Annotated in this window: 15 protein-coding genes; 1 reads left to right on the top strand and 14 read right to left on the bottom strand. The window is 56.5% G+C overall.

The window, feature by feature from the left end:
• Positions 1 to 3 precede the first annotated feature (3 nt).
• The 14 genes from F8562_RS28170 to leuS form a co-directional block, all read right to left on the bottom strand.
• On the bottom strand, positions 4 to 957 hold the full coding sequence (locus F8562_RS28170; protein ID WP_014837806.1) for a YbeF family transcriptional regulator: 954 nt from the start codon (positions 955 to 957) through the stop codon (positions 4 to 6).
• A 137-nt stretch (positions 958 to 1,094) separates the two neighbouring features.
• Complete coding sequence (lipB, locus tag F8562_RS28165; protein WP_014228397.1) at positions 1,095 to 1,739, bottom strand: lipoyl(octanoyl) transferase LipB; 645 nt, start codon at positions 1,737 to 1,739, stop codon at positions 1,095 to 1,097.
• Between the two features lie 100 nt (positions 1,740 to 1,839).
• Complete coding sequence (gene ybeD / locus F8562_RS28160; protein ID WP_004100153.1) at positions 1,840 to 2,103, bottom strand: DUF493 family protein YbeD; 264 nt, start codon at positions 2,101 to 2,103, stop codon at positions 1,840 to 1,842.
• Between the two features lie 106 nt (positions 2,104 to 2,209).
• Complete coding sequence (gene dacA / locus F8562_RS28155) at positions 2,210 to 3,409, bottom strand: D-alanyl-D-alanine carboxypeptidase DacA (protein WP_014228398.1); 1,200 nt, start codon at positions 3,407 to 3,409, stop codon at positions 2,210 to 2,212.
• A gap of 143 nt (positions 3,410 to 3,552) precedes the next feature.
• The gene (gene rlpA, locus F8562_RS28150) at positions 3,553 to 4,653 is read right to left on the bottom strand and encodes an endolytic peptidoglycan transglycosylase RlpA (RefSeq protein WP_014837807.1); all 1,101 of its coding nucleotides are present in this window, start codon (positions 4,651 to 4,653) and stop codon (positions 3,553 to 3,555) included.
• A gap of 10 nt (positions 4,654 to 4,663) precedes the next feature.
• On the bottom strand, positions 4,664 to 5,776 hold the full coding sequence (mrdB, locus tag F8562_RS28145; protein WP_004100156.1) for a peptidoglycan glycosyltransferase MrdB: 1,113 nt from the start codon (positions 5,774 to 5,776) through the stop codon (positions 4,664 to 4,666).
• Positions 5,776 to 7,677 carry a peptidoglycan DD-transpeptidase MrdA gene (gene mrdA, locus F8562_RS28140; protein WP_004130417.1) on the bottom strand — a complete coding sequence of 634 codons (1,902 nt, stop codon included), beginning with the start codon at positions 7,675 to 7,677 and terminating at the stop codon, positions 5,776 to 5,778. The genes mrdB and mrdA overlap by 1 nt, the downstream gene beginning before the upstream one ends.
• 27 nt (positions 7,678 to 7,704) lie before the next feature.
• Positions 7,705 to 8,172 carry a 23S rRNA (pseudouridine(1915)-N(3))-methyltransferase RlmH gene (gene rlmH, locus F8562_RS28135; RefSeq protein ID WP_004100160.1) on the bottom strand — a complete coding sequence of 156 codons (468 nt, stop codon included), beginning with the start codon at positions 8,170 to 8,172 and terminating at the stop codon, positions 7,705 to 7,707.
• 3 nt (positions 8,173 to 8,175) lie between these two features.
• Positions 8,176 to 8,493 (bottom strand): ribosome silencing factor, encoded by a 318-nt coding sequence (gene rsfS / locus F8562_RS28130; RefSeq protein ID WP_004100162.1) that lies wholly within the window; start codon positions 8,491 to 8,493, stop codon positions 8,176 to 8,178.
• A gap of 221 nt (positions 8,494 to 8,714) precedes the next feature.
• The gene (locus tag F8562_RS28125) at positions 8,715 to 9,344 is read right to left on the bottom strand and encodes an adenosylcobalamin/alpha-ribazole phosphatase (RefSeq protein WP_014837808.1); all 630 of its coding nucleotides are present in this window, start codon (positions 9,342 to 9,344) and stop codon (positions 8,715 to 8,717) included.
• 46 nt (positions 9,345 to 9,390) lie between these two features.
• Positions 9,391 to 10,041 carry a nicotinate-nucleotide adenylyltransferase gene (gene nadD / locus F8562_RS28120; protein ID WP_032694329.1) on the bottom strand — a complete coding sequence of 217 codons (651 nt, stop codon included), beginning with the start codon at positions 10,039 to 10,041 and terminating at the stop codon, positions 9,391 to 9,393.
• Complete coding sequence (gene holA, locus F8562_RS28115; protein WP_032748700.1) at positions 10,034 to 11,065, bottom strand: DNA polymerase III subunit delta; 1,032 nt, start codon at positions 11,063 to 11,065, stop codon at positions 10,034 to 10,036. Before holA ends, nadD begins: the two co-directional genes overlap by 8 nt.
• Entirely contained in the window at positions 11,065 to 11,655 is a 591-nt protein-coding gene (lptE, locus tag F8562_RS28110; RefSeq protein WP_004130425.1) for an LPS assembly lipoprotein LptE, read from the bottom strand. The genes holA and lptE overlap by 1 nt, the downstream gene beginning before the upstream one ends.
• 14 nt (positions 11,656 to 11,669) lie before the next feature.
• Positions 11,670 to 14,252: a leucine--tRNA ligase gene (gene leuS, locus F8562_RS28105; protein ID WP_014228403.1), complete on the bottom strand. Its 2,583-nt coding sequence runs from the start codon at positions 14,250 to 14,252 to the stop codon at positions 11,670 to 11,672.
• A gap of 226 nt (positions 14,253 to 14,478) precedes the next feature.
• Here leuS and F8562_RS28100 point away from each other — a divergent pair, with 226 nt between their 5' ends.
• Positions 14,479 to 14,961 (top strand): zinc ribbon-containing protein, encoded by a 483-nt coding sequence (locus F8562_RS28100; protein ID WP_014228404.1) that lies wholly within the window; start codon positions 14,479 to 14,481, stop codon positions 14,959 to 14,961.
• Positions 14,962 to 15,007: the final 46 nt, after the last annotated feature.

Genomic DNA, 15,007 nt, shown 5'->3' with positions numbered 1-15,007 from the left:
CGGCTAAAAAGCCTGACGAATCGTCTCTACGATCTCTTTCAGCAAGGGCTCCTGCGCGCTGAGCTTGTTATAGTGCAGCGCAATATCAATTTTTTCTTCCCGCAGCGGCGGGAAATCGAGCATTTTTAAGGGCCAAATCTTCTCGACCAGGGAAAACATTCCGGAAGTGATTAGCCCCAGCATATCGCTGTCGTTGACCAGGGCTGCTTGAGTTAACAGATTATAGCTACTGAAACCATAGCGGCGTTCGCCGAGATGCTCCTGCAGGTGACGCAGGATGGTCGTATAGCGCTGTCCTTCGGGCTGCAGGAGAGCGAATTCATATTGGCCCAGGTTTGCTGAGTTTGCGGGGAGCGCGAGGGCCGGATGCCCTGCCCGGCAGAAGATATGTACGCTATCCTGAAATAGCACATGGTGCGTAATCGCCTGCCCGCTGTGGGGGAAGCTGTCGACCAGCAGGTCAACCTGACGCTGGTTTAACTGGCTGGCCGCGTCGGTAATGGCGACGTTGTGCAGCAAAATCTGGGGAAAGACGCTCCGCAGCTTTTTGGTGATAACCGGCATGATCAACGCGCCGATAGCCGGAGAGGTGGCAACGGTTATCACCCGTTCCCGCTGCGTATTGCCAGTTAAATCCAGGGCGTTGAGAAACGCCTCCATCCCCTCACTGATATGCTTATGCAGATGCGTGGCGTAGGCCGTTGGCGTCACGCCCTGGCCCTTGCGAATAAAGAGCGGGTCAGGGAAGAGGGCGCGCAGTTTGTTCAGGGACTGACTAATCGCCGACGGCGTGATATTCAGTATTTTTGCCGCGTTGACGATGCCTTTATGGACGTAAACCGCTTCAAAAATAGTGAGTAAATTGAGGTCTATGTTGCGCAAAATGCGAAACATCTGTCGATCGTAGCGATCGTCAACTCGTTCGGTTGGTACGCTCTGAGCGTTATTTTCTTCCACTCTGTATTTCCGCTAGTGATGATTAGCACCATTATAGCGGTCACAATTATTTTATTAGTGATAATTGATTGCAAAAATAAAGGCTTAATCGCGCCTGAGGGATAAATGTGACGTCCCGCGGTAGCGGGACGCGATGGCTAGCGGCCTTGAAGATATTCCGCAGGTGGATCGTTGAGCAACGCCAGCAGATTGGCGGCCAGGCGTGGAGACACGGTCTCCGTACGGGCATCGGGCAACCACTGGCGCATTTGGGTCATCTCCATTCCGGCATAACCGCAGGGGTTAATCCTCAGGAATGGTGACAGATCCATGTTGATATTCAGCGCCAGGCCGTGGAATGAGCAACCTTTGCGGATGCGCAAACCCAGGGAGCAAATTTTTCGATCGCCCACGTAGACGCCGGGGGCGTCTGCTCGCGGGTGCGATTCAATACCGTACTCCGCCAGGGTGTTCACGACGGTTTGCTCTAACAGCGTGACCAGCTCGCGTACGCCCAGCTTGCGCCGTTTCAGGTTCAGCAGAACGTACATCACCTGCTGTCCGGGACCATGATAGGTGACCTGTCCGCCGCGATCGCTCTGAATCACCGGGATCTCGCCGGGAACCAGAACATGTTCGGCCTTTCCGGCCTGACCCTGTGTGAACACCGGGTAATGCTCTACCAGCCAGATTTCATCCAGCGTGGCATCGTCGCGGGTGTCGGTAAATTCATGCATTGCCTGCGAGACAGGTTCGTAAGGTTGCAGGCCGAGCTGGCGGATGAGGATTTTATTGTGCTGCAAAACAACGTCTCCGCAGAGAGAGAATGATTTGAGTGGGGAAGTATATCACAGCGAGAAAGCGAGAATGACCCGGCGTGGATGCCGGGTCAGGGGAAGAGATTTACAGCACCATTCGTACGATTTCAATATTGCCCAGCTCTTCGTAGAGGGTTTCTACCTGCTCAATGTGGGTTGCATTGATGGTGATAGAGACTGAGTGGTAGTTGCCTTTGCTGCTGGGTTTTACCGTCGGAGAGTAATCACCTGGTGCATGGCGCTGTACCACTTCAACCACCTGGTCAACCAGCTCCGGCAACGCCTGTCCCATTACTTTGTAAGTAAATGGAGTAGGGAATTCAAGCAGTTCGTTAAGTTTGGTTTTCATGTCAGCTCCGGTGTTACAACAAAAAATAATAACTCCCACGACGTGTGGGAGTTATCAGGATAACTAGTATATGGGGATCTAAATCACACTTTCAAGTGGTCGATTTTTAACCAAACCAGTGATGGAACATTAATTTAATGTAATCAATGATTTTACCGAAGAAATTGCCTTCCGGGATTTCCTGCAGTACGACCAGCGGGCGCTGATCGATCGTTTTGCCATCCAGCTGGAAGTTAATGGTGCCTACCACCTGATTTTTCTGCAGCGGCGCGTGCAGCTCAGCGTTATTCAGCACGTAGCTGGCTTTCAGATCTTTCATGCGACCGCGCGGGATAGTCAGATAAACGTCTTTATCCACGCCGAGCGAGGCGCGATCGGTATCGCCAAACCAGGCAGGCTCAGAAGCGAACTCTTTACCGGCTTTAATCGGATTAACGGTTTCAAAGAAGCGGAAGCCCCAGGTCAGCAGCTTTTTGCTTTCAGACTCGCGGCCTTTGTAGGTGCGGCCGCCCATCACGGCGGAGATCAGGCGCATCTGGCCTTCGGTTGCCGAGGCCACGAGGTTATAGCCCGCTTTGTCAGTATGGCCGGTTTTAATCCCGTCGACGTTCAGGCTGTTATCCCACAGCAGCCCGTTGCGGTTGAGCTGACGAATACCGTTGAAGGTAAACTCTTTTTCTTTATAGATGGTGTATTCATTCGGGACATCGCGGATCAGCGCCTGGCCGATAAGCGCCATGTCGCGCGCGGAGCTGAACTGACCATCGGCATCCAGGCCGTGTACGGTCTGGAAGTGGGTGTTTTTCAGACCAAGGGCGTTAACGTAGTTGTTCATCAGGCTGACGAAGGCATCCTGGCTGCCGGCGACGTAGTCGGCCATCGCCACGCAGGCGTCGTTGCCGGACTGCAGGTTGATGCCGCGGATCAGCTGCGAAACCGGCACCTGCATACCCGGTTTAAGGAACATCAGCGAGGAGCCTTTAAAGACCGGGTTGCCGGTCGCCCACGCGTCGTTACCCACGGTGACCAGATCGGACTCTTTAAACTTGCCCGCTTTCATGGCCTGACCAATCACATAGCTGGTCATCATTTTGGTCAGGCTCGCCGGATCGCGGCGGGAGTCGGCGTTGTTTTCTGCCAGGACTTTGCCTGAGTTGTAATCGATAAGAATCCAGGATTCGGCGTCAATCTGCGGGGCGCCTGGGATCATCGTTTTGATATTCAGGTCATCGGCGCGGGCAGCGGAGGACAGCGCTGCCACGGAGAGCGCCGTAACGAGTAAGCGAGCGGTAAAAGAGGTCTTCATGGTCTGAACAACGGCATCCGTGATGGAGTTAAAAAAAGTGCCTTACTATAACAAACGCACTACGAACCAGCATCCGACATTGCGCACGACTTTGTTAATGACTTTGTCATGCGCAACAAGCAGGGGAGGCGGGTGCGATGCCTTTAGTTGGCGCGAGTAATAAATGACTGCAGCTGAGCTTCGCTTTGCAGACGCTGTTGAATCGTGCTGGCCTGCGCTTTGCTGCTGAATGGGCCGAGCTGAATACGCCATACCGCGCCGTTTTGCGTGACGCGGCCCGGGACGGAAAATTGCTGACTCAGACGCTGCTGGTACTGCTGCGCGCGGGCCTGGTCGCTGACGGCGCCGACCTGTACGACGAAATCGCCGCTGGCGCTGGCCGCTGCGGCAGGCGCTACGGCAGCGGTGGCGGCCACGGCGGGCGCAACGCTGCCTTGTACTGAACCCGGAGCGGTAACCGGCGCGCTTTGAACGACAGGCTCGCTGCCTTCCAGCACGCCGTTATTCAGCGGCGTCGGGGCGCCGAGGAAACCGCCGCTGTTGACCGGCGCGCCGGTGGTGTCTTCCGGCTTCAGCGTTGAATTACTGATGGCGTGCACGTCAGTTTGCGCGGGTTGACTCATTGCCGCGCTGCTGTCGCCGTCAAGATTCGGGCGGGCGGGCAGCGCGTAGGTCTGTTTGGCCACGGTGGTACAGGCCATACCCGGACCGGAAAGCGAGCCGTCCGGTGCGACGACGATCGGGTCGATGCGCACTTTGGTATTGTTCGAGGTATTCAGACGATCGGCTGAGGCGCGGGACAGTGAAATCACGCGATCGTTACCGTAAGGCCCGCGATCGTTGATGCGCACGACGATCATGCGACCGTTCGCCAGGTTGGTGATCCGAGCGTAGCTTGGGATCGGCAGCGTAGGATGGGCCGCGGTAAGCTGCGTGGGATCGAACGCTTCTCCCGATGCGGTCAGATTGCTGTTAGGCTCGGCATCGTAGATGGCTGCGAAGCCTGCCTGGGTGAAGTTAGACGGATCCTGGACGATTTTGTAGCTTTTGCCGTCGCGTTCATAATCCTGATTCGCCGTGGCATTAGGCGTTTCGTACTGCGGATCGGCGCCGCTAATCTCCACCGTTGGGCCATTGCAAACGGCCGGCTGTGGAGTGCTGACCGTTTTCTGTTGAACGTCTTCACTCGAACATGCCGCCAGCAGCCCTGCTGCTATGCAGATCCCCAGCCATTGCTTACGCATCGCGAACCCCTTACACGCTTTTCGACAACATTTTTCTGTGAGTATGGATCGACATGACGATACCAAACCCGGCCATCAATACGATTAGGGCAGAGCCCCCGTAGCTGACCAGCGGCAAAGGTACCCCCACCACCGGTAAAATACCACTTACCATACCAATATTTACGAAGACATAAACGAATAAAATCAACATTAAACCACCGGCCATCACCCGGCCAAAGGTGGTTTGCGCCTGGGCGGCAATCCACAACCCGCGCATAATCAGCAGAATATAGAGCGCCAGCAGAATCAGTACGCCGATCAGCCCCAGCTCTTCCGCCAGGACGGCAAAGATAAAGTCGGTATGGCGCTCAGGCAGAAACTCCAGCTGCGACTGGGTTCCGTGTAGCCAGCCTTTTCCGCGCAGTCCGCCGGAGCCGATGGCGATTTTTGACTGAATAATGTGGTAACCCGCGCCGAGCGGATCGGTTTCCGGGTCGAGCAGCATCATTACGCGCTGGCGCTGATAATCATGCATCAGGAAGAACCAGAGGATGGGAATAAAGGCGGCGACCAGCACCACGGCAATACCAATCAGACGCCAGCTCAGGCCAGACAGAAAGAGGACAAACAGACCGGACAGGGCGACCAGAATCGAGGTCCCGAGGTCAGGCTGCGCGGCGACCAGCAGCGTAGGCAGGAAAATCAGCACCAGCGCGATAGCGGTATTTTTCAGCGATGGCGGGCAAACGTCGCGGTTGATAAAGCGCGCCACCATCAGCGGTACGGCTATTTTGGCGATTTCCGACGGCTGGAAACGGACGATGCCGAGATCCAGCCAGCGCTGCGCCCCTTTGGAGATGGCGCCGAAGGCGTCAACCGCCACCAGCAGGATAATACAGAAGATATAGAGATAGGGCGCCCAGCCTTCATAGACCCGCGGCGGGATTTGCGCCATGACGATCATGATAACAATCCCCATGGCGATCTGGCCGATTTTGCGCTCCATCATGCCCATGTCCTGACCGCTGGCGCTCCAGATCACCAGCGCGCTGTAGGTCAGCAGCGCCAGCAGGATAAGCAGCATGGTGGGGTCGAGGTGGATTTTATCCCATAGCGATTTTTTATTTGGATTATCAGTCATTATTGATCCTCCCCAGCCGTTACCGCCGGGTTTTCACTCGGCAGATTGGTGTTGTTATCACCCAGCATTATATGATCGAGAATCTGACGCATAATGGTACCGACTGCCGGACCTGCGCCGCCGTTCTCAAGAATAATCGCCACGGCAACCTGGGGGTTGTTGTAAGGGGCAAACGCCGTCATCAGTTTATGGTCACGCAGGCGTTCAGCGATTCTGTGCGCGTTATAGGTTTCATTGGCTTTCAGGCCGAAGACCTGAGCGGTACCCGATTTGGCCGCAATTTTATACGGCGCGCTGGCGAAGTATTTATGCGCGGTACCGTTGCCGCGGTTGGCTACGCCAAACATCCCGTCTTTGGCGATTTCCCAAAAACCGGAGTGAATATCGCCGACCGGCGGTTCATGCGGCTGAACCCACGGCACCGGTTTGCCGTCCTCCACCGTGCTCTGCAGCAGGTGCGGTACTTTAACCACGCCGTCGTTAATCAGGATCATTAGCGCCTTGTTCATCTGGATAGGCGTCGCCGTCCAGTAGCCCTGTCCGATGCCGACCGGGATAGTATCGCCCTGGTACCACGGTTTCTTGAAGCGCTTGAGCTTCCATTCGCGGGTCGGCATATTGCCAGAGCGCTCTTCCGCCAGGTCAACGCCGGTATAGTGGCCATAGCCAAATTTGCCCATCCACTCCGACAGGCGATCGATGCCCATGTCGTAGGCGACCTGGTAGAAGTAGGTGTCGGCCGACTCCTCCAGCGCTTTGGTGACGTTCAGATGGCCGTGGCCCCACTTTTTCCAGTCGCGGTAGCGTTTATCCGAGCCGGGAAGCTGCCACCAGCCGGGGTCAAACAGGCTGGTGTTGCGGGTAATAACCCCGGCGCTGAGCGCCGAGACGGCCACGTATGGCTTAACCGTCGACGCCGGTGGGTAAACGCCCTGAGTCGCGCGGTTAACCAGCGGCGTATTGGGATCGTTGAGGAGTCCGGAGTAGTCTTTGCTGGAAATACCGTCAACGAACAGGTTGGGATCGTAGCTTGGCGTCGAGACCAGCGCGAGGATTGCGCCGGTACGCGGGTCGGTGACCACGACCGCCGCGCGGCTGCCGGCCAGCAGCGTTTCAATATACTGCTGTAGCTTCAGGTCGAGCGTTAAATAGATATCGCGCCCGGCCTGCGGCGGGACCTCTTTCAGCTGGCGAATCACGCGGCCGCGGTTGTTCACTTCAACCTCTTCATAGCCGGTTTGCCCGTGCAGGACATCTTCGTAATAGCGCTCGATGCCCAGCTTGCCGATATCGTGCGTGGAGGCGTAGTTAGCCAGCTTCCCTTCTTTATCCAGGCGATCGACGTCTTTATCGTTAATTTTAGAGACGTAGCCGATAACGTGGGTCAGGGCGGAGTTATAGGGATAGTAGCGGCGCTTATAGCCTTTGACTTCCACGCCGGGAAAACGGTACTGGTTCACCGCGAAACGGGCGACCTGCACTTCGCTGAGGTTAACTTTCACCGGAATAGAGGTAAAGCGGTGCGAGCGGGCGCGCTCTTTTTTAAAGTTCGCCACATCGTCATCGGTGAGGTCGATAACATCGCGCAGCGCATCCAGCGTTTGCTGAACGTTGTCGACCTTCTCCGGCATCATCTCCAGCTGGTAAATCGTACGGTTGAGCGCCAGCGGCGTGCCGTTGCGATCGTAGATAATGCCGCGGCTCGGCGGAATCGGGACCAGCTTGATGCGGTTTTCGTTTGAACGCGTTTGATAGTCGGTGTAACGCACAATTTGCACGTTATAAAGGTTGGCGATCAGTACGCCGGTAAGCAGCAAAATCCCCAAAAAAGCGACCAGCGCCCGGCGCACGAACAGCGAGGATTCAGCCGTATAGTCGCGGAAAGAATTCTGTAATTTCATTCGCTGCTTAGTCTACCCTGGTCATCATTACTCACGGTGGTAAGGGTGGTTGGTGGTAATGCTCCACGCCCGATACAGACTCTCGGCCACCAGTACGCGAACCAGCGGGTGAGGTAGGGTGAGCGTTGAGAGCGACCAACTTTGTTCCGCCGCCGCTTTGCAGGCGGGTGAAAGGCCTTCCGGGCCGCCGATAAGCAGGCTAACGTCGCGGCCATCCTGTTTCCAGCGTTCCAGTTCGCGCGCCAGCTGCGGCGTATCCCAAGGTTTCCCCGGAATATCCAGGGTGACGATGCGGTTTTTGCCTGCAGCCGCCAGCATCATTTCACCTTCTTTTTCGAGAATGCGCTTGATGTCGGCGTTTTTGCCGCGTTTACCGGCGGGAATTTCCACCAGTTCGAACGGCATATCCTTTGGAAAACGGCGCAGATATTCGCTAAAGCCGGTCTGAACCCAGTCCGGCATTTTGGTGCCAACGGCTACCAGGTGCAGCTTCACGCGCTAACTCCAGAGTTTTTCCAGCTCGTACAGACGACGGCTCTCTTCCTGCATAACGTGAACCATAACGTCGCCGAGATCGACCACGATCCAGTCCGCGGCGGCTTCGCCTTCAACGCCCAGCGGCAGCATCCCGGCGGCGCGAGACTCCTGCACAACGTGGTCGGCAATGGACATAACATGGCGCGTGGAAGTGCCTGTGCAGATAACCATGCAATCTGTAATGCTGGATTTGCCATGAACGTCAATGGCTACGATGTCCTGACCTTTCAGGTCATCAATTTTGTCGATAACAAAATCCTGGAGTGCTTTACCCTGCAAGAGTTCCCCCTGGGTGTGTGAAGAGTGATAACAATAAACAGCCTGACAGTATACCCGAACTGTTGGCAAAGTCGGGATAAATGTCGATAAACGGGCGGTGAAGGCGGCTATCATCCCATCCATCGCCGATGATTGCATCGCCATTTTTGTAAAACAATTTCTGCAAAGTTCAAATGGCGGATGCAGCCTGGCTGCGGAGAATAACAGCCTGCTTTGCACTGTCAATGGTCTGCGCGCAATTCTTCTTCCGCCAGCCAAACGGCCCGGCTATTTAGTACGCGCAGCGTGGTGAAATCAGGCTGGAGATCGACAAGGCTCCACGCGCCATGCTCGATGGGGAAGTGCCACATCGCCGAATCCGGCATGTTCAGAAGTTGCGCGACTAAGAGACTAAGCACGCCCTGATGGCCGACGATAAGCAGATGGTCAAGTTCCCGAAACTGAGAGAGGGTGACGGTAAAGCCGCGGACGCGTTCGGCAAACGCCTGGAAGCCCTCCCCGTTGGTGGGCGCCGCGTGCTGCCAGTCGGCGCACCATGCGGCGTAGTTTTCGGCATCTTCCTGCTGTAAATCGCGGTGGTGGCGCATTTCCCAGTCGCCGAAGAACATTTCATTGAGCGCGGCGAAGGACTGGCGGGGGACGTTACGGTCGCCCAGCAGGAGGCTGGCCGTGCGCTGGGTGCGCTCAAGCTCACTGCAAAACGCGCGCTGAAACGGGACGGCCCGCAGCCGCTTTCCCAGCGTTTGCGCTTGTTTGATTCCGCGCTCGGTTAACGCAGTGGGCGCGTGCCCGCTATAGAGGCCCGCGACGTTGGCCTCGGTTTCGCCATGACGAACTAACCATAACTTCATGATGACCCTCTCGAAAGGAGTCTATGAGACTCTCCTTGTGGCAAGGCTAGCAGTAGAGCTTCTGCTCATGGATATAGTCGAGTACGCTTTCCGGCAGCATGTCCGCGCAGGATTCGCCGGATTCAAGACGCTGGCGAATCAGGGTGGCTGAGATATCAAACCACGGCGTTTCGGCCAGGTAGATAACGCCCGCCGGGCTGCTATGCATCCGCTCGACGTCATGAGTGAGATGTTTGTCCAGCCACTGCTGATCCTGCTCGCACGCCATGGTCAGCGGATAGCCCGGGCGTCGGCAAACGATCAGATGCACGTTATCAAGAATGCTTTCATAGTCGTGCCAGGTGGTAAAGGTGAGCAGCGAATCCTGGCCAATAATAAACGCCAGCGACCGTTTTGGCCCTTGCTCCTGGCGCCACTCGCGCAGGGTTTGCGCAGAGTATGACGGCGTGTCGCGCTTGAGTTCGCGATCGTCGAGAATAAACAGCGGCTTATCCGCGATGGCCAGCTCCAGCATATGCCTGCGTTGGTCGCTGGTGGCTTCGGGCTGCGGGCGGTGCGGCGGCACGTTGTTGGGCACGATGGTGACTTGATTAAGGCCAATCTGGTTGGCCAGAATTTCCACCGGTTTAAGGTGACCATAATGCACCGGATCGAAGGTGCCGCCGTACATTGCCAGTAACTGAGTCATATCAACCATCAATAAAAACGTCTGCCAGCGCTTTATGGCAGAGCAATAAAGAGAGACTTTCCAGCTCGGGCCATACGGAGTGCCCGTAATCCTGCTTGAAGGTGAGTTCGGCACGGGTCAGCAACGTGACGGCCTGGCGCAGCTGGTCGGCGCTGAGGCGGGCCAGCGCATCGCTAACCAGCTGGCGGCGGTTCTGCCACACGCGATGTTTGTCAAACAGCGAACGCAGCGGCGTATGGGCCGACTGCCGCTTCAGGTTGACCAGCAGCAGCAGCTCGCGCTGTAGGGTGCGCAGCAGGATGGCGGGCTCGCTGCCTTCCAGACGCAGCTGTTGCAGAACGTGGAGTACGCGCTTACTTTTCCCGGCCAGCAGCGCATCAACCCAGTGATAGGGGGTGAAATGCGCGGCATCATTCACCGCCTGCTCAACCCGCGGCAGCGTCAGTTTACCGTCCGGCCACAGCAGCGACAGACGCTCCAGAGCCTGCGCCAGCGCCAGCAGATTACCTTCATAGCAGTAGCACAGCAGCTGACTGGCCGCGTCATCAAGCTGCAGATTATTCTGCTTCGCGCGCGCGGCGAGCCAGCGCGGCAGCTGGGCATATTCCGGCGTCTGGCAGCTTACCTGCACCGCCCGGCTGGTCAGCGCCGTCATCCACGCGGCGTTCTCCTGCGCTTTCGTCAGCTTATTACCGCGAACGATGAGCAATAAATCGTCATGCAGCATGCCGACAAGCGTCGCGAGCTGTTCGTTAATTGCCGCATTAGGGCCATTATCGGGCAGGATGAGCAGCAGCGTCTGGCGGCTGGAAAACAGGCTCATGGCCTGACTTAACGAGAACAGGGCAGGCCAGTCGGTACTGGCATCAACGGTGGCGGTGTGATGTTCGATAAAGCCCTGGGCGGCCGCGGCTTCGCGGATGGCGTCCTGGCTTTCCTGCAACAGCAGCGGATCGTTGCCAAGCAGCAGATAGGCCGCGCGCAGCCCTTCAGTGAGCTGCGCGCGGAGCTGTTCCGGGTACAACCGAATCATCAGTTACCCAGCGTGGTGGAGACGCGATTGCCGGAGGTTGAAGCGGCTGGGGTCGTCGTGACCGGCTTCTCATCCTCTTTGGTGGCTTCGACATCCGCAACGTGTACGCTCGGCAGCTTACGGATCAGCTGCTCCGCGGCTTTGTCGTACATTTCCTGAACGATCATGTCCTGCTCGGCATCTTTCGCTAACGCCGCCTGCGGGTTATCGAAGAACGAGCGGTAGACTTTGGTCGTGATGGGATAGATATCATGGCCTGGGATCAGGACGCTGGCATTTACCGTCATCACCATCTGATATTCCGCAGTACGGCCGTCCTGGAAAATAGATGCTGTATCTTTCTGAATGGACGATGTCTCCAGACGCAGGGAAGGAATATCCTTGCGCAGGGTACTGCTATCGACCAGTTCAACGCCGTTCAGACGCAGCTGATTACGGACAGCACGACTTAATGGTCCATTGGGATCGCCCGACTGGAAGATCATGGTTTTCATTGCGGTCGGAACCTGCGTAGTGCTACGCAGGTGCCAGCCGCAACCGGCGGTGATTAACACCGCCAAAGATAACAACAATGTTGCCAGATATCGCACGCTTCCTCCTGCGCTTAGCCAACGACCAGATTGAGCAGTTTACCCGGAACGTAGATCACTTTACGTACGGTCACACCGTCGAGATATTTCGCGACCAGATGCTCCTGACCCGCGCGCTCACGAACCTGCTCTTCAGTTGCATCCACCGCAACGGTAATTTTACCACGAACTTTACCATTTACCTGGACCACGACCAGAGTCGTGTCTTCAACCATTGCGCTTTCATCAGCGACCGGCCACGGCGTGTTGTCAATATCGCCTTCGCCGCCCAGCTCCTGCCACAGGGTAAAGCTGGCGTGCGGGGTGAACGGGTTGAGCATGCGAACCACGGCCAGCAGGGCCTCACGCATCAGCGCGCGATCCTGATCGTTTTCCTGCGGCGCTTTCGCCAGCTTGTTCATCAGCTCCATAATCGCCGCAATCGCGGTGTTGAAGGTCTGACGACGGCCGATGTCATCGGTCACTTTCGCGATGGTTTTGTGCACGTCGCGACGCAGCGCTTTTTGATCTTCGCTGAGGCTGGCAACGTCCAGCGCAGGGGCTTCACCCAGGGTAGTGTGTTCGTAAACCAGTTTCCAGACGCGTTTCAGGAAGCGGTTCGCACCTTCCACGCCGGATTCCTGCCACTCCAGCGTCATGTCGGCCGGAGAAGCGAACATCATAAACAGGCGCACGGTGTCCGCGCCGTAGCGTTCCACCATCTCCTGCGGGTCGATGCCGTTGTTTTTCGACTTGGACATCTTGCTCATGCCGGTATAGACCAGCTCGCGACCCTGCGGATCGAAGGCTTTAACGATACGCCCTTTCTCGTCGCGCTCGGTGGTCGCCTCTTTCGGAGAGACCCAGTTACGCTCGCCGTTTTCGCCAACATAGTAGAAGGCATCTGCCAGCACCATGCCCTGGCAAAGCAGCTGTTTAGCCGGTTCGTCAGAGTTCACCATGCCCGCGTCGCGCATCAGCTTGTGGAAGAAGCGGAAATAGAGCAGGTGCATAATGGCGTGTTCGATGCCGCCGATATAGATATCGACCGGCAGCCAGTAGTTGGCCGCTTCCGGGTCGAGCATACCCTGGTCGTACTGTGGGCAGGTGTAGCGCGCGTAGTACCAGGAGGACTCCATAAAGGTGTCAAACGTATCGGTTTCGCGCAGCGCCGGCTGGCCGTTAACGGTGGTTTTCGCCCACTCAGGATCGGCTTTGATTGGGCTGGTGATGCCGTCCATCACGACGTCTTCCGGCAGAATAACCGGCAGCTGATCTTCCGGCGTCGGCATCACGGTACCGTCTTCAAGGGTCACCATTGGGATCGGCGCACCCCAGTAGCGCTGACGGGAAACGCCCCAGTCGCGCAGACGGTAGTTCACTTTACGTTCGCCGACGCCAAGAGACGCGAGCTTATCCGCGATGGCATTAAAGCCAGCTTCGTGATCCAGACCGTCGAATTCGCCGGAGTTGAACAGCACGCCTTTTTCGGTCAGCGCCTGTTCGGAGAGATCGGGTTCGGAGCCATCAGCGGCCAGGATGACCGGCTTGATGTTGAGACCGTACTTGCTGGCAAACTCGTAGTCGCGCTGATCGTGACCCGGAACGGCCATCACCGCGCCGGTGCCGTACTCCATCAGCACAAAGTTTGCCGCCCATACCGGGATCGCTTCGCCGGTCAGCGGGTGAATCGCTTTATAGCCGGTATCGACGCCTTTTTTCTCCATGGTTGCCATTTCGGCTTCGGCAACTTTGGTATTACGGCATTCGTCGATAAACGTCGCCAGCGCGGGGTTATTGGCTGCTGCCTGCTGCGCCAGCGGGTGACCCGCAGCGACGGCCAGGTAGGTACAGCCCATAAAGGTGTCCGGGCGGGTAGTATAAACGGTCAGCTTGTCGGCGTAGTCGTTAACGTCGAAGGAGATTTCGACGCCTTCGGAGCGGCCAATCCAGTTGCGCTGCATGGTTTTAACGGTATCTGGCCAGTGATCCAGGTTATCCAGATCGTTCAGCAGCTCGTCAGCGTAGGCGGTGATTTTGATAAACCACTGCGGGATCTCTTTACGCTCAACTTTCGTGTCGCAGCGCCAGCAGCAGCCGTCGATAACCTGTTCATTCGCCAGAACGGTCTGATCGTTCGGGCACCAGTTTACCGCGGAGGTTTTTTTATAGACCAGCCCCTTTTTATACAGCTCGGTGAAGAACTTCTGCTCCCAGCGGTAGTATTCCGGGGTGCAGGTTGCCACTTCACGGCTCCAGTCATAGCCGAAGCCCAGCTTTTTCAGCTGGTTTTTCATGTAGGCGATATTGTCGTAGGTCCACGGGGCCGGAGCGGTGTTGTTTTTCACCGCGGCGCCTTCCGCAGGCAGACCAAACGCATCCCAGCCGATAGGCTGCAGGACATTTTTGCCCAACATACGCTGGTAACGGGAAATCACGTCGCCGATGGTATAGTTGCGCACGTGGCCCATGTGTAGTCGACCAGAAGGATAGGGAAGCATCGACAGGCAGTAATACTTCTCTTTGCTCTCGTCTTCGGTAACTTCAAAGGTACGCTTCTCGTCCCAGTGTTGCTGGACTTTTGATTCTATCTCTTCCGGGCGGTATTGCTCTTGCATGGCAGCCAGTGGTCCTGTTTTCAATACAGCTACAAAATGTAGCCAATGGATGTGTTATTTCAGATCGGCATAGCATAGCCCAAACGCCAACGTCAAAACAGCCTTTCACACACTTACAGAGATGAAAGCGGTGGAGAATATTTCGTGACTCTGTGGGTTGGCTGGCAGAGCAATCCGCAGATAACGTCTATCATAAGAAGAAGTTAACCACACCGGAGGCGAAAAGATGAACAAGGTTGCTCAATTCTACCGAGAGCTGGTGTCGACGCTCAGCGAGCGGTTACGCAATGGAGAACGCGATATTGATGCGCTGGTGGAGCAGGCCAGGGTCAAGATTAGCCAGTCCGGCGAGTTAACGCAGAGCGAAATCGAGAATGTGATCCGCGCAGTCAGACGCGACCTGGAAGAGTTCGCGCTCAGTTATGAAGAGAGTCAGGATGAGCTGACTGATAGCGTCTTTATGCGGGTGATCAAAGAGAGCCTGTGGCAGGAGCTGGCGGATATCACCGATAAAACTCAGCTTGAGTGGCGCGAGGTGTTCCAGGATCTCAGCCACCACGGCGTCTATCACAGCGGCGAAGTCGTGGGGCTCGGTAATCTGGTGTGTGAGAAGTGCCATTACCATCTGCCGGTTTATACGCCGGATGTGCTACCGCGTTGTCCAAAATGCGGGCACGATCAGTTCCAGCGCCGGCCATTCGAGCCGTAAATACGCGGTAGATATCTGCGGAGCCTTTTACACAGGCGTTAAGCCA

Origin of the sequence: Klebsiella sp. RCJ4, assembly GCF_009025755.1 — a bacterium.
GTDB lineage: Bacteria > Pseudomonadota > Gammaproteobacteria > Enterobacterales > Enterobacteriaceae > Klebsiella > Klebsiella michiganensis.
This window is presented reverse-complemented; position numbering and strand designations above follow the sequence as displayed.

Bases quoted from the DNA above. Each gene is read 5' to 3' on its own strand.
- leuS (WP_014228403.1), bottom strand. From the start codon at position 14,252: ATGCAAGAGCAATACCGCCCGGAAGAGATAGAATCAAAAGTCCAGCAA.
- ybeD (WP_004100153.1), bottom strand. From the start codon at position 2,103: ATGAAAACCAAACTTAACGAACTGCTTGAATTCCCTACTCCATTTACT.
- dacA (WP_014228398.1), bottom strand. From the start codon at position 3,409: ATGAAGACCTCTTTTACCGCTCGCTTACTCGTTACGGCGCTCTCCGTG.
- rlpA (WP_014837807.1), bottom strand. From the start codon at position 4,653: ATGCGTAAGCAATGGCTGGGGATCTGCATAGCAGCAGGGCTGCTGGCG.
- F8562_RS28125 (WP_014837808.1), bottom strand. From the start codon at position 9,344: ATGAAGTTATGGTTAGTTCGTCATGGCGAAACCGAGGCCAACGTCGCG.
- nadD (WP_032694329.1), bottom strand. From the start codon at position 10,041: ATGGTTGATATGACTCAGTTACTGGCAATGTACGGCGGCACCTTCGAT.
- holA (WP_032748700.1), bottom strand. From the start codon at position 11,065: ATGATTCGGTTGTACCCGGAACAGCTCCGCGCGCAGCTCACTGAAGGG.
- mrdA (WP_004130417.1), bottom strand. From the start codon at position 7,677: ATGAAATTACAGAATTCTTTCCGCGACTATACGGCTGAATCCTCGCTG.
- F8562_RS28100 (WP_014228404.1), top strand. From the start codon at position 14,479: ATGAACAAGGTTGCTCAATTCTACCGAGAGCTGGTGTCGACGCTCAGC.
- mrdB (WP_004100156.1), bottom strand. From the start codon at position 5,776: ATGACTGATAATCCAAATAAAAAATCGCTATGGGATAAAATCCACCTC.